The sequence below is a fragment of the Chelatococcus sp. GCM10030263 genome, from assembly GCF_042666455.1.
In the GTDB taxonomy this organism is placed as follows: domain Bacteria; phylum Pseudomonadota; class Alphaproteobacteria; order Rhizobiales; family Beijerinckiaceae; genus Chelatococcus.
The window spans coordinates 977,613-990,947 of the sequence record NZ_JBHTDB010000005.1 but is presented as its reverse complement, the minus strand read 5'-3'; the positions used below and the strand labels follow the sequence as shown (position 1 = coordinate 990,947).

The 13,335-nt window shown below is 64.5% G+C and carries 12 protein-coding genes; 9 read left to right on the top strand and 3 right to left on the bottom strand.

The genetic code is table 11. From position 1 onward, the window contains the following. Window positions 1–354 precede the first annotated feature (354 nt). On the bottom strand, window positions 355–1,290 hold the full coding sequence (locus tag ACFQU1_RS14780) for a hydroxymethylglutaryl-CoA lyase (protein WP_378133794.1): 936 nt from the start codon (window positions 1,288–1,290) through the stop codon (window positions 355–357). 76 nt (window positions 1,291–1,366) lie between these two features. Next, a complete protein-coding gene (locus ACFQU1_RS14775) occupies window positions 1,367–2,275 on the bottom strand; it encodes a LysR family transcriptional regulator (protein WP_378133792.1) in 909 nt (302 codons plus the stop codon). A 364-nt stretch (window positions 2,276–2,639) separates the two neighbouring features. On the opposite strand from ACFQU1_RS14775, the gene ACFQU1_RS14770 reads away from it, so the two are divergent. From ACFQU1_RS14770 to ACFQU1_RS14750, 5 genes are all read left to right on the top strand, one after another. After that, window positions 2,640–3,608 (top strand): SMP-30/gluconolactonase/LRE family protein, encoded by a 969-nt coding sequence (locus ACFQU1_RS14770; RefSeq protein ID WP_378133790.1) that lies wholly within the window; start codon window positions 2,640–2,642, stop codon window positions 3,606–3,608. Window positions 3,609–3,705: 97 nt separating this feature from the next. After that, the gene (locus ACFQU1_RS14765; protein WP_378133788.1) at window positions 3,706–4,710 is read left to right on the top strand and encodes a TRAP transporter substrate-binding protein; all 1,005 of its coding nucleotides are present in this window, start codon (window positions 3,706–3,708) and stop codon (window positions 4,708–4,710) included. Beyond that, window positions 4,707–5,291, top strand: coding sequence for a TRAP transporter small permease (locus ACFQU1_RS14760; RefSeq protein ID WP_378133786.1), 585 nt, complete (start codon window positions 4,707–4,709; stop codon window positions 5,289–5,291). The genes ACFQU1_RS14765 and ACFQU1_RS14760 overlap by 4 nt, the downstream gene beginning before the upstream one ends. After that, on the top strand, window positions 5,278–6,558 hold the full coding sequence (locus ACFQU1_RS14755; RefSeq protein ID WP_378133784.1) for a TRAP transporter large permease: 1,281 nt from the start codon (window positions 5,278–5,280) through the stop codon (window positions 6,556–6,558). Before ACFQU1_RS14760 ends, ACFQU1_RS14755 begins: the two co-directional genes overlap by 14 nt. Window positions 6,559–6,571: 13 nt before the next feature. Beyond that, on the top strand, window positions 6,572–7,720 hold the full coding sequence (locus tag ACFQU1_RS14750; RefSeq protein WP_378133782.1) for a CaiB/BaiF CoA transferase family protein: 1,149 nt from the start codon (window positions 6,572–6,574) through the stop codon (window positions 7,718–7,720). A gap of 68 nt (window positions 7,721–7,788) precedes the next feature. Here the strand turns inward: ACFQU1_RS14750 and ACFQU1_RS14745 are convergent, their stop codons facing one another. Next, entirely contained in the window at window positions 7,789–8,466 is a 678-nt protein-coding gene (locus ACFQU1_RS14745; protein ID WP_378133780.1) for a GntR family transcriptional regulator, read from the bottom strand. 150 nt (window positions 8,467–8,616) lie between these two features. Here ACFQU1_RS14745 and ACFQU1_RS14740 point away from each other — a divergent pair, with 150 nt between their 5' ends. The 4 genes from ACFQU1_RS14740 (at window position 8,617) to ACFQU1_RS14725 (ending at window position 13,286) form a co-directional block, all read left to right on the top strand. Beyond that, on the top strand, window positions 8,617–9,759 hold the full coding sequence (locus tag ACFQU1_RS14740) for an ABC transporter substrate-binding protein (RefSeq protein ID WP_378133778.1): 1,143 nt from the start codon (window positions 8,617–8,619) through the stop codon (window positions 9,757–9,759). Window positions 9,760–9,906: 147 nt separating this feature from the next. Continuing rightward, window positions 9,907–10,782 (top strand): branched-chain amino acid ABC transporter permease, encoded by an 876-nt coding sequence (locus tag ACFQU1_RS14735; RefSeq protein WP_378133776.1) that lies wholly within the window; start codon window positions 9,907–9,909, stop codon window positions 10,780–10,782. A 10-nt stretch (window positions 10,783–10,792) separates the two neighbouring features. Beyond that, complete coding sequence (locus ACFQU1_RS14730; protein WP_378133774.1) at window positions 10,793–12,568, top strand: ATP-binding cassette domain-containing protein; 1,776 nt, start codon at window positions 10,793–10,795, stop codon at window positions 12,566–12,568. Further along, complete coding sequence (locus ACFQU1_RS14725) at window positions 12,555–13,286, top strand: ABC transporter ATP-binding protein (protein WP_378133772.1); 732 nt, start codon at window positions 12,555–12,557, stop codon at window positions 13,284–13,286. The genes ACFQU1_RS14730 and ACFQU1_RS14725 overlap by 14 nt, the downstream gene beginning before the upstream one ends. The last annotated feature ends 49 nt before the right edge of the window (window positions 13,287–13,335 follow it).

Sequence of the window (13,335 nt, the reverse complement as noted above, 5' to 3'; positions counted from 1 at the left end):
CCGGCGCCGATCGGCCGCCCGGCGCGGCCTGGGTCTTCACGGACCGCCCGAACAGCAGGAGGCCATGAACCCGACACGGGCCGATCGACCGGTTCGCGGCGGGCGGGCTCTACTCTTCTGCCGTGCCCAACCATCTGTCGCTTCCAAAGATTGCATGATGCATTCTTTTGGAAAGGTATAGATCGAGGGCCATGAGCTCGCAAGCCGATTTACCTCGACTGGCGATGCATCTCCGGCGCGAGACGAGCCAACGGCGCGGCCGTTGCTGTCATGCTCCCGGGCCGGAAACGATCTTGCGCGCAGCGTTCGGGCCGAGGCCTAACGCGAATCGGTCTCCACTGCGTGCGAGACGCGCTAGGCGGCATCCGTCAGTGGAACGCCGTTGCCGAGAAGGCGCGCCCGCGGAATGGCGCGGGCATGGCCGCTGGTGACAGCACCCGGCAGCGAAGCCGCGATGTCTCCTGCTGCGAGCAGGCGATCGATGTCGATGCCGGTCTCCACGCCCATGCGGCTGAACAGCGTCACCAGATCCTCGCTCGCGATATTGCCCGTCGCCCCCGGCGCAAAGGGGCAGCCGCCCAGACCGGCGACGGCGCCGTCGAAGGAGGTGATACCCGCCTCGAAGGCCGCAAGGACATTGGCGATGCCATATCCCGCCGTGTCGTGGCCGTGGAAGCAGAAGCGCGCTCGCGTGCCGAAGGCATCGAGGCAACGGCGGCTGAAGCGCTTCACATGGTCGGGCAGCGCCATGCCGGTCGTGTCGCTCAGCGCGAGCTCCAGCCCGTCCCGCAGCGCCACGATGCGCTCGATGGTGGCGAAGACCTTGCCCTCGTCCATGACACCCTCGAAGGGGCAATGGAAGGTGGTGGCGATGCCGATGCGCAGCTTCAGACGGCCGTCCGGATCGACCTCGGCGAGCATGCTGCGCAGATCGGCGATGGAGGCCTCCGTGTCCCGCCGGACATTGCTGCGGTTATGCGAGTTCGACATCGAGATGACGAAGATGAGGTCCGTGATGCCGGCGGCCATCGCCCGCTTCGCGCCGATGGAATTCGGCACGAGCGTCATTCCGCGCACGCCCGGCAAGGGCCCGAGCTGAGCGATGACCTCGTCCATATCCGCCATCTGCGGAACGGCCTTCGGGCTGACGAAGGATCCGAGCTCCATTCGCTTGAAGCCGGCCCCGACCAGGGCGCGGATCAAGGCGATCTTCGTTGCGGTCGGCACGAATTGGGGGATGATCTGCAGGCCATCGCGCGGCCCGACCTCGACAAGTTCGACCCTCGTCATCGCTTCGCTCCCTATACGCGACGGTACATCCGCCGACGGTATCGGCAGGCTTAGCTTCGTCTCGCCGAGGCGGCCATTATCGATTTGGAAGGAGGGGCTTCGTCTTTTGACAAGATCGGGGCATTGGGTCGCCGAGCAGATGCTGCAGCATCACCCGCGCCGAGGCGGTGAGCTTCTCCTCGTCCTTGACGCAGATGAGAAGATTGCGGCGTGCCCATTCATCGTCCAGAGGCACGGCCCGGACCCTCAGTTTTCCGGCATAGACACGCACGACACCTTCCGGAATGACGGCGACCCCGAGGCCGACGTCGACCATGCGCATGGCGGCCTCGAAGGTCGTGACCTCGATGCGCGTATTGAGCATGAAGCCCATCGATTCGGCGGCCTGCGCGAGAAGAACCTGCAGGGAACTCCCGGATTCGAGACTGATATGATCGTTGTCGCAGATATCGGAAAAGGTGACGGTGTCGAGATCGGCCATGCGATGGCCCGCCGGAAAGAGCGCCACCAGCCGATCCTGCTTGTAAGACCTGACCTGCAACCCGGTCGGCACCGCCAGGTTGCCGGCGAACACGCCGATGTCGGCGACGCCGTCGAGCGTCGATTGCAGGACGTTCGGGCTGGTCTCCTCCCGCAAGGCCACGCGAACGTTCGGATAGGCTTCGACGAAGCTTGCAATATCGTCCGGCAGATATTCGACGACCGCGGATGTATGGGCGTGGATGCGAACCTGCCCGCGCACGCCGCTCGCATAGTCGCTCAGCTCCAAGGACATGCGATTGACGTCGTCGAACAGACGATAGACGTGACCGGCTAGGACCTCGCCGGCGGGGGTTGGGGTGACACCCCGCGTATGGCGGTAGAACAGGCTCACCCCCAGTTCCAACTCAAGGTCCTGCAAGCGTTTGCTGATCGCGGACGGTGCAATATGCTCCCGCTCTGCTGCCTTCGTGAGATTGCGCAGGCTATAAACTGCCAGGAACATTCGCAGGGTCGTCAAGTCCGTTCTGATCAACGTTTTGTCACCTCGTTCAAGCGCCAACGCCCGCCGCGATCCTCGTGCCGCAATACGCCGCGCCGCGTTGAGTTCGCAAAGCGCGAACGGGGGCATTCCGACTTTCAGCTATGCACCGCGCGACCTTTGCGTCTACCCTTTTTGGACCCTGATGAAGGGTGGCCGGCAAGATCGAAGGATCGCGGCCCAATCGAGGAACGCCTCATCCGGCAAAGATGTCCTGCGCCAGTGCTGCCGATGGACGACATGCGTCGGCATGCGGCTGGTTTGGCATGCCTGCGGACGCTTGCCGATCCCCGTTCCTCGCGGAGAGAAACGAGAAGGAGAGCATGGCGTGCCTGTGCAGCGGCTGGAACTGCGCGACCTCGAATTCGTAGGAAGCGATCTCGATCGACCCGAATGCGTGATGGCGACACGGTCGGGCGATCTATTCGTTCCGGATAAACGGGGCGGCATCAGCATCGTGCGCGCCGACGGCCGCACCGAACGGGTGCTGGCGAAGGGTGCGCCGGAAGGCTTCTTGCCGAACGGCATCGCGCTCCTGCCGGACCGGAGCGTGCTCATCGCCAATCTCGGTCCGACCGGCGGCGTCTATCATATGACTCCGGACGGAACGCTGCGGCCAAAGCTGCTCGAAATCGACGGCAAACAACTCGAACCGACGAATTTCGTCGGCATCGATCGGCAGTCGCGCATCTGGATCACGGTGAGCACCAAGCTGATCCCGCGCGAACAGTCGATGCGCAAGGGTTATGGCGACGGCTACATCATCCTCATCGACGAGAAGGGGCCGCGCGTCGTCGCCGAGAACATCGGCTTCACCAACGAGGCCATCGTCGATCCGACCGGACAATGGCTCTATGTGGCCGAGACGATCGCACGACGCACGAGCCGCTTCCCGATCAGACAGGATGGCTCCCTCGGCCCCAAGGAAGTCTTCGCCGAATATGGCCAGGTCTGCACCTTTCCCGATGGCTTCGCCTTCGATTCCGAGGGTGCGGTGTGGATCGTCAGCGTCGTATCCAATCGCGTCATCCGGGCGATGCCCGATGGAACGCAGCATATCCTGATCGAGGATGCCGACCCCAAGACGCTCCAAGAGATCGAGGAGGCCTTCCAGAACGACCGCTATACGCGCACGCATCTGGACTCCGGCGGCAAGCGGCCGCTCGCCAACCTCTCCGGCATCGCTTTCGGCGGACCGGATCTGAAGACCGTCTATCTCGGCTCGCTGTTCGGCACGCGGCTCGCGACCTTCCGCTCGCCGGTCGCTGGCGCCGAGCCGGTGCATTGGAACTTCTAAACGACGCGATCGCCGCAGGCCGAGGCGGCGCAATTCCCACCTTCAAACGACAAGCGCCCGCAGAACCGGGCCGAAGATCCTGCACGGGGAGGACAAGATGAAACGCATTCTGAGTGGCGTCATGGTGCTGCTTTTCGCGGCGCTCTGCTACGCAATGCCGGCGCAGGCGCAGACGCGCACCGTCAAGATGGCGACCATCGCGCTCAACAACAGCCCCTGGCACAAGGCTCTGCTGCGCTTCAAAGAGGTGGTCGAGGCCGACAGCAAAGGCCGCTACAAGGTCGATATCTATACCGATGGCCAGCTCGGCGACATCGCCCAGCTCATCTCCGCCATGCAGCTCGGCACCATCGAGTTCTCCTATTTCGGCCTGTCCTCGCTTTCCTTCATCAAGGGCGGCGAGGCCATGAGCGTCGGCTACGTGCCTTATCTGTTCAAGAGCGGCGAGGACGCCGAGCGGATCATCAATAGCAATCAGGAATTCCAGGATCTCTTCGAGAAGGTCGCGACCACGGCGGGCGTGCGCGTCTTCGGCGCCTGGGGGCAGCGCTCGCCGCGCGCCATCCAATCGACCAGGGGCCCGATCAACAAGCCCGAGGATGTCAAAGGGCTGCGGCTGAGAATTCCGCCCATTCCCGTGCTCAAGGCGATGTTCGAGAAGCTCGGCGCCCAAGTGACGCCCATGGGCATGCTCGAGATCTACAACGCGCTTTCACGCGGCACCATCGATGGCCAGGATAACGGTTTCGACCTCTCGATCCCGCCGAAATATCACGAGGCGGCGAAATACTGGTCCGCCACCGATCACGTCATCGAGCTCGTCGGATTCTTCGTGTCCGAGCGCTTCTGGAGAGGCCTTTCCCCGGACGACAAGGCGCTGTTCGCCAAAGCGGCCAAGGAAGCCGGCGCGGTGACGACGCAGCTCACCAAGGAGCTCGACGCGCAGGCGATCGAGATCCTCAAAGCTGCGGGCGTGACCTATGTCGTTCCTGATCGCGATGCCTTCCGCAAGGCGGTGGCGGGCGTCGAAATACCGTTCGATGGGAAGTCCTGGCCGGCCGGCTTCGTCGACCGGATCCGTAAGCTCCAGGAAACGCCATGACGGCGGACGTCTCGGAACGTCCTTCCGAAAGCCTCGCCCCTCCTTCGGAAGGGGCGCAGGCGCACCGATGGCCCGCGCGCCTCGTCGGCGGCGTGACCGGCCTGGTGCGCGCCGCGATCGTCGTGGCGCTTGCCGCCATCCTTACCCTGACGGTGCTGCAGGTTCTCGATCGGCATTTCTTCCGTTACGGCGACTTCGCCTTCGACCAGTATTCCCGCGTCGCGCTCGTCTGGCTCGCCTTCCTCGGCATCGCGATGGGCTTTCGCGAGCGCGTGAATATCCGCATCGACCTGCTTGACCACTTCCTGCCCGATCGCTTCGCCAAGCGGCTGCGCACCGTGCTCGATGTGGTCGTGCTCGCGGTTGCGGCGAGCCTCATCTGGGTGGGTTGGCAGCTGCTCGAGGTCGGATCCTTTCAGGTGGTGATGGATACGCCGCTGACCTACCAGGTGATGTATGCGGCGCTCCTCGCGGGGTTGATCCTGCTCTGCCTCTTCCTTGTTCTGCGCCTTGCGGACGTCATCACCGCCGGGCGTCTTGGTCTCGACGCAAAAGCGAGGGACGATCATGATCGTCTTTAGCACCCTCGTCTTTTTCGGCCTTTTGCTGATCGGCCTCGACGTCGGCTTCTCGATGATCCTGGCGGCGCTGATCGGCATGACGCTGAGAAGCGGCGCCGGCATCGATCCCGTGATGACGCCGATGACGCTGGTGTCCAACGTGGATTCCGTCGCGCTCATGACGGTGCCGATGTTCGTGCTGGCCGGGGAGATCATGAACCGCGGCGGCGTGACCCGGCGCCTGATCGACTGGTCGGCGGCAATGGTAGGCCACTTGCGCGGCAGCCTTTCGCAGGTATCGATCATCACCAATCTGATCATGGCCGGCATCAGCGGCTCGGCCGTGGCGGACGCCACCGCCACCGGCGCGATCCTCATCCCCGAGATGCGGAAGGAAGGCTACAAGCCCGGTTATGCGGCGGCGGTCATCGCCGCCGGATCGATGCTCGGGCCGATCCTGCCCCCTTCCATTCCGATGATCCTCTACGCCGTTATGGCGAATCTGTCGGTGTTGCGGCTGTTCCTCGCCGGGGTGACGCCCGCCCTGCTGCTCTGTGGCGGCTATATGATCATCTGCGGCCTCATCGCGCGCCGCCGTAATTATGTCGCCCGCGAGCGCGCCACGTGGGGAACCCGCGCCAAGGTCACGCGCGCCTCCATCTGGGCGCTTCTCATGCCCGTCCTCATCGTGGGCGGCATCCGCTCCGGCATGATCACCGACACCGAAGCCGCCGGCATGATCTGCGTTTATGCGCTCCTCATCGGCCTGTTTATCTACGGTGACCTCAAGTTCAAGGATCTCGGTAGCGTGTTCTATGATGCCGGCCGCACCTCGGCCGTCATCCTCTTCCTGCTCGCGGCTGCGGGACCCTTCGCCTGGCTGTTGAGCGAGTCGCATATCGCCACCTTGATCTCGCAGGCGATCCTCAGCATCTCCACCGATCATTTCGTCGTGCTGATCGTCGTCAACCTGTTGCTGCTGGCGGTCGGAATGATCCTCGAGCCGCTGCCGGCGCTGGTGATGTTCGTGCCGACGCTCCTGCCGATCCAAGCGCAGCTCGGGATCGACCCCATTCATTTCGCCACCGTCGTCATCGTCAACCTGATGATCGGCATGCTGCACCCACCGGTCGGGCTGCTGGTCTTCGTCACCAGCGCCATCGGCCGCGTTCCCATCTGGTCGGTCGCGGTCGAGGTCCTGCCCTTTCTGGGCTGGTCCCTCGTCGTCCTCGTCCTGATCTCCGCATTTCCAGGTCTCGTGATCTGGCTTCCCAATCTCGTCATGTGAGGACCCAAACGAAATGCCTTTGAGCGGATTGCGGATCATCGATCTGACGCGGGTGATTTCCGGCCCCTTCTGTACGATGCTGCTGGGCGATCTCGGTGCCGATGTCATCAAGGTGGAGATCCCGGAGGGCGACGCGCTGCGCACGCAGGGCGCGGGTCGTGAAGGGCTGAGCTGGTATTTCGCGTCCTTCAACCGCAACAAGCGGTCGATCACGCTCGACCTGAAATCGCCGGAAGGCCGGGCGCGCTTCGAGGCGCTCGTCACCAGCGCCGATGCGCTGGTCGAGAACTTCCGCCCGGGCGTCCTGGCGCGTCTCGGCTATGATGAGGCCCGGCTGCAGGAACTCCGGCCCGGGCTGGTCACCTGCGCCATCAGCGGTTTCGGGCCGGACGGCCCCTACCGCGATCGGCCGGCCTTCGATTTCATCGCCCAGGCGATGTCCGGATTCATGAGCGTGAATGGCCAGCGGGACGATCCGCCGCTTCGATCGGGCCTGCCCATCAGCGATCTCGTCGCAGGGCTCTATGGTGCGCTCGGCGTCACCGCAGCGCTTCTCGGCCGGGAGCGGACCGGCCGGCAGGAGCGCGTCGACGTCAGCCTCACCACATCCATGGTGAGCCTGCTCGCCTATGTCGCCTCGCATTATTTCGCGACCGGCGAAGTGCTGCCGCGCAGCGGCAATGATCATCCCATCTCCGCGCCCTACGGGTTGTTCCGGGCACGCGACGGGGATATCGCCATTGCGCCGAGCGACGACACGTTCTTCGGCCGCCTGATGGATGCCCTCGAACTCGGCGAGCACAAGAGCGATCCGGACTTCGCCAACAACATGCTGCGCGTCAAGCATCGCACCAGGCTCAACGCGCTGGTGAGCGCCAAGCTCGCGGAACGCGACTGCGACCATTGGATCGCCCTGCTCAACAAGGCCGGCGTCCCCTGCGGCCCGGTCTACAGCGTGGACGGCGTCTTCGCCGACCCGCAAATGCAGAGCCAGAACATGGCGATCGACGTCGAGCATCCCGGCCACGGCACGGTGCGCATGCTCGGCTTTCCCATCCGGCTGAGCCAGTCACCCTGCCGGGTGAGATATCCCGCGCCGCAGCTCGGCGAACATAATGCCGAGGTCTTCGCCGAGATCGGCCCGACGCCGCTGCCCACCTAAGGCGGTCCGATCGGAGCCGCCTGCCGGAGCGCAGCCTCGTGGCGCGCGCCCGAGCCTTCATGTTCCCGTCAGGTCTCGTAGGCGGCCTTGAAGCGCGCGTGCGCCTTCTCGATGTGGCTGTGCATGGCAGCCGCGGCGCCGGCGGGATCGCGCGCCCGGAAGGCCTCGACGATCGCCGCATGTTCCGTCACCGCCTCGCGCGTCACCTGGGCGTAGAAGCGCAGGCGAAAGAGATGCAGATGCGTGCGTTGCTGAACGATGATCTGGTGAATCAAGTCATTGCCGCTCTGCGCCGCGATCATGGCATGAAACTCCGCGTCCTTTCGCGCGAAGGCGCTGTAGGCCGTCGCGGCATGGCTCGCGGCGGGCGCTTCCATAGCCTCGGATAGGGCGATGACCTCCGCAAGCGTCGCGTCGTCCATAGCCGTCGCCGCCTTGGCGGCCGCCGCCGGCTCCAGCAGAAGGCGGAGCTCGCAGAGGTCGTCGAACTGCTTGCGCGTGAGCTGGGGCGCTGCCCGATAGCCGACGAGATGGGTCTTGACGACCAGGCCCTGCACCTCGAGCTGGCTCAGCGCCTCGCGAATAGGGGTCTGCGACACACCCAGCGCGCGGGCCAGAGCATCCACGCCGATCCGCTCGTTCGGGGCGATGGCGAGCGACATCAATTGCTGCAGGATGTATTCGTAGACCTCATTGCCAAGGCCGGCGGGCCGCGAGATCGGCCCTTCTTTAACGACGCGGTTCACTCTCGGCCTTCTCACATCAATATCCACGGCACGGACGTGCCTTCAAGGTCGCCCGACGGCAATGACTCTTGACAGAGCCAAATCGTAGCAGCCATGGTGAGCGACGACAATCAAATATCCTATCGGATTTTATCTAGGGGGATACGACCCATGTTGCTGACGCGGCGTTCCGCTGTATTTTTCCTTTCCGCTACCACTCTTTTGGGCAGTCTCACTGGTGCTTCCGCACAGGAGGCCACGATCAAGATCGGCATGACCGCGCCGATGACCGGCCCGGCCGCCGAGATCGGTCATTTCCAGATCGAGGGCGCCAAGCTCGGCATCGAGAAGGTGAATGCGGCCGGCGGCGTGAACGGCCGCAAGCTCGAGCTGGTCATCGAAGACGACCAGACGACGAATCCAGGCATCGTGCTCGCCTTTTCGCGCCTGGTGAACCGCGGCGACATTGCCGCCGTCGTTTCCTCGGTGCGCTCCACCCAGGTGAACGCCATCTCGGCCGACGCCAAGAAAACGGGCATTCCCGTGTTCTTTGGCGGCACGGACCCGACCTTGACCCATTCCGGCAATCCCTGGCTGTTCCGCACGCGGCCGAACGATAGCTATTCCGCCAAGGTGATCGCCGACTTCGGTGTGAATGTTCTCAAGAAGAAGAAATGGGCGATCGTCTATTCGACCGACGCCTTCGGCACGAATGGCATGAAAGCCCTGGTCGAGGCGCTGAAGGTTCTCGGCGTCACGCCCGTGCTGACGCAGGGCTTCACCAACGGCCAGACGGATATGACGCCGGTCGTGCTGGCGGTCCGCCAGTCGGGCGCCGACATCATCAACACCTATTCGACTTTCGAGAACGATGTCGCCGTGCTGGCGCGCCAGCTCAAGCAGTTCGGCGTGGCGGCACCTTGGGTGGGCTCGCCGTCGGTCGCCTCGACAACGGCCGTGCAGCTCGCCGGCCCGGCGCTTTACGGCACCTATGCCGTGTCGGACTTCAGCGCGGCGGCCAATCCGGTGGCGAAGGCTTATGACGAGGAATTCAGGAAGGTCGTGAACCGCCCCGCCGATTTCACCTCCGCCTGGGCCTATGACGCCATCACAATCTTGGCCGATGCCATGAAGAAGGCCGGCGGCACGGATCCGACCAAGGTCCGCGAGGCGATCCTGTCCACCAAGGATTTCCAGGGCGCCGAAGGCCTCTATAATTTCGACGAGAACGGCGACGGCCTGCGCAGCTACAACATCGTGCGCAACGACAACGGCAAGATCGTCTACGAACGCACCATCGCCTTCGACAAGTAATATCCATCGAGCGCCGTCACCGCGGGGCTGGCACGGCCAGCGTCGCGGGACGGCGGCTGTTCAACGACGTCCGAGCCGCCCGGCTCCTCCTGTTGCGCTGCCGGCGCGACCGGAGGAATGCCGCCTGCGTTCATCTCAGGATCCGCGATGAGCCTGCTTCCGCAACTTCTCTTCACCGGGATCGGCATCGGCAGCATCTATGCCTTGGTCGCCCTCGGCTTCGTTCTGCTGATCCGCTCGGCCAATGTGGTGAACTTCGCCCAAGGCGAGTTCTCCATGCTCGGCGCCTATGTCATGGTCGTGCTGCTCGTCGGCTTCGGCATCAACTACGTGGTCGCCCTGGTGCTGGCCGTGCTGTTGATGGGCCTGTTCGGCGTCATCTTCGCCGGCGTGACCTATTGGCCCTTGCGTGACCGGGGGCAAATTCCCGTCATCATCAGCACCATCGGCGCCTCGATCCTGCTGTCCAACCTGGTGCTCGCGACCTATGGCCCGAGCCCGCAGGTGCTGCCCGGCCTCTTCAACGGCTCCGGCTTCCTCGTCGGCAACGTCTTCATGGACACGCAATATCTGTCGATCATCGTCGTCGCGGCGCTGCTCGTGACGCTGCAATATCTCGTCTTCGAGAAGACGCTGGTCGGCAAGAAGCTACAGGCCACCTCCCAGGACAAGGAGATGGCGAGCCTGCTCGGCATCCCCATCATCGTGATGATCTTCGCGATCTTCGCCTATAGCGCAGCCCTCGGCGGCCTCGCGGGCATCCTCGTCGCCCCGATCCTCTTCGTGTCCGTCGGCATGGGCCCGCTCATCGCGCTCAAGGCCTTTGCGGCCAATATCATCGGAGGTTTCGGCTCCATTCCCGGCGCCATTCTGGGTGGGCTGACCATCGGCGTCGTGGAGACCTTGGGCGCCGCCTATATTTCGGTGCCCTACAAGGACGCCTTCGCCTTCCTGATGCTGATCGTCGTGCTGCTCATCCGGCCGCAGGGCGTGTTCGGCGAACGCGTCGCCGAGAAGGCGTGAGGTGGCTGCCATGACGAAATCCAAGACGGCCGCCCTCCCCGGCACGGGGCAGGGCTCGCGCAACCTCCTGATCGCGGCGCTCGCCATTCTCGCCGTGGCGGCCATCGCCTTCCTGGCGCCGGCGCAGGGCTACTATCTCAACATCATGATGCAGGCGGCGACCTACGCCATCGCGGTCGCCGGCATCGTCATCGTCCTCGGCTACTGCGGCCAGCTCGCGCTTTGCCAGGCCGCGTTCCTCGGCATCGGCGCTTATTGCGTCGCCTTGGGCACGGTGAGCTACCAGCTGCCGTTCTTCGTCGGGCTGGCGATCGCCGTGGTCGTCACCGGCATCGGCGGCATCTTCCTCGGCTTCGCGAGCCTGCGCCTCGGCGGTCACTACCTCGCGATGGTCACCATCGGCTTTCAGCAGATCGTGACGCTGGTGCTCACCAACTGGATCTCCTTCACCCGGGGACCGGATGGCGTTTCCGGCATTCCACGCCCCACCTTGTTCGGTTTCGATCTGAGCGGTGGCTCCACCTATCTCGCCCTCTGCCTCATCTTCCTCATCGCCGTCACCCTCTTCGCCCTGGAGCTCAAGGGAAGCCGCCTTGGCCGGGCCATGCAGGCGGTGCGCGACAACGAGATCGCGGCAGCAACCTGCGGCATCAATGTCTTCCGCACCAAGACGGTGGCCTTCGGCATCTCGGCGGCGTTGGGCGGCCTCGGCGGCGGGCTCTTCGCCGGTGCCTTCTCCTACATCAGCCCGGATCAGTTCACCTTCAACGAATCCATCGTGCTCCTGACCATGGCGCTGCTCGGCGGCGTGCAGTCGCCCATCGGCGCGCTGCTCGGCACGGTGCTGCTCGTGGTGCTGCCGGAGTGGCTGCGTTTCCTGCGCCAGGCCTATCTCGCCGTCTATGGCGCGGCTGTCATCGCCATCATGGTGTTCCTGCCGCGCGGTGTTTGGGGCTTGATCTCGGAGCGCTTTGCATCGCGGACACCTGCCGAATTCGGCCCCGTGACGCCACTGCCGCTGCTGTCACAGCAGGTTCCCGGCACCAGCGACGCGGTGCTCGAAGTCGACGGCCTCGCGAAGCATTTCGGTGGCCTCAAAGCGGTCGACGGGGTGAGCCTCAAGGTGCGCCGCGGCTCCGTCCATGCCCTCATCGGACCGAACGGATCGGGCAAAACCACATTTCTCAATGTGGTGTCCGGTCTCTACACGGCCACGGCCGGCCGCATCCGGCTCGCCGGCGACGATATCACCAACCTGCCGCCGCATGAGCGCACCCGGCGGGGCCTGTGCCGCACCTATCAGAATATCCGCATTTTCCGTGGCCTGACGGTTCTGGAGAATGTCATGATCGGCGCCGAGCGCCCCGGAAACGACGTCAGCGGTCCACGGCCGACGCTGGAGCGCGCGCTCGCCGCTCTCGACTTCGTCGGGCTCAGCAAGACGGCGCACCTGCCTGTCGGCGATCTGTCCTATGGCCACCAGCGCTATGTGGAGATCGCCCGTGCGCTGGCCGGCTCCCCCGAGATCCTGCTGCTCGACGAGCCCGCCGCAGGCCTCAACCTCACCGAGAAGCAGGACATGGCGAAGCTCCTGCAGCGGCTCCGTGGGCACGGGCTGACCATCGTGATCATCGACCACGACATGAAGCTCATCGAGCGGGTGGCCGACCAGATCACGGTGCTGAATTTCGGCCGCGGCATCGCCGACGGCGAGCCGAAGACCGTGCTGAGCCATCCCGAAGTCATCGCCGCCTATCTCGGAGAGCCGCGCAATGAAGCTGCTTGAGATCAAGCGCCTCACGGCGCGCTACAATGCCGGCGAGGTCCTGAAGGGTCTCGACCTCGTCGTCGAGGAAGGCGAAATCGTCGCGCTGCTCGGCTCCAACGGCGCCGGCAAGTCCACGACGCTCCGCGCCATCACTGGCTTGGTGCCGAATGCCGGCGGTGAGGTTCTGTTCGAGGGCCAGCAACTTCTCGGCATGCGGACGGAACGCATCGTGCGGCTCGGGCTCGCCCATGTGCCCGAAGGCCGGCGGCTCTTTCCGGGTCTCACCGTGCGCGACAACATCCTGCTCGGCGCCTCGAACCGCAGCGGCGTCTCGCGTCGCGACCTCGAACGCGAGACCGACGGGATGCTGGAGTTCTTCCCCGATCTGAAGCGCCTCGAACATGCTTATGGCTGGACGCTGTCGGGCGGCCAGATGCAGATGGTCGCGGTCGCACGCGGGCTCATGGCGCGCCCGAAACTGCTGCTGCTGGACGAGCCGTCCCTCGGTCTCGCCCCAATGATCGTGCAGCAGGTGTTCCGCATCATCAAGGAGATCCGCGAGCGCGGCACCACGGTGCTGCTCGTCGAGCAGAACGCCAATATGGCGCTGTCCGTCGCCGACCGCGGCTATGTGCTCGAGGCCGGCAGCCTGCTCGTTTCCGGCAAGCCGGATGAACTTTGGAACAACGATCAGGTACGCGCCGCTTATCTGGGCGGGCTTGCCGCATCGGCCTGACGAGGCGGGACGCTCTCCGCCTCACGGCGCTTTTCACAGGACAATCTGT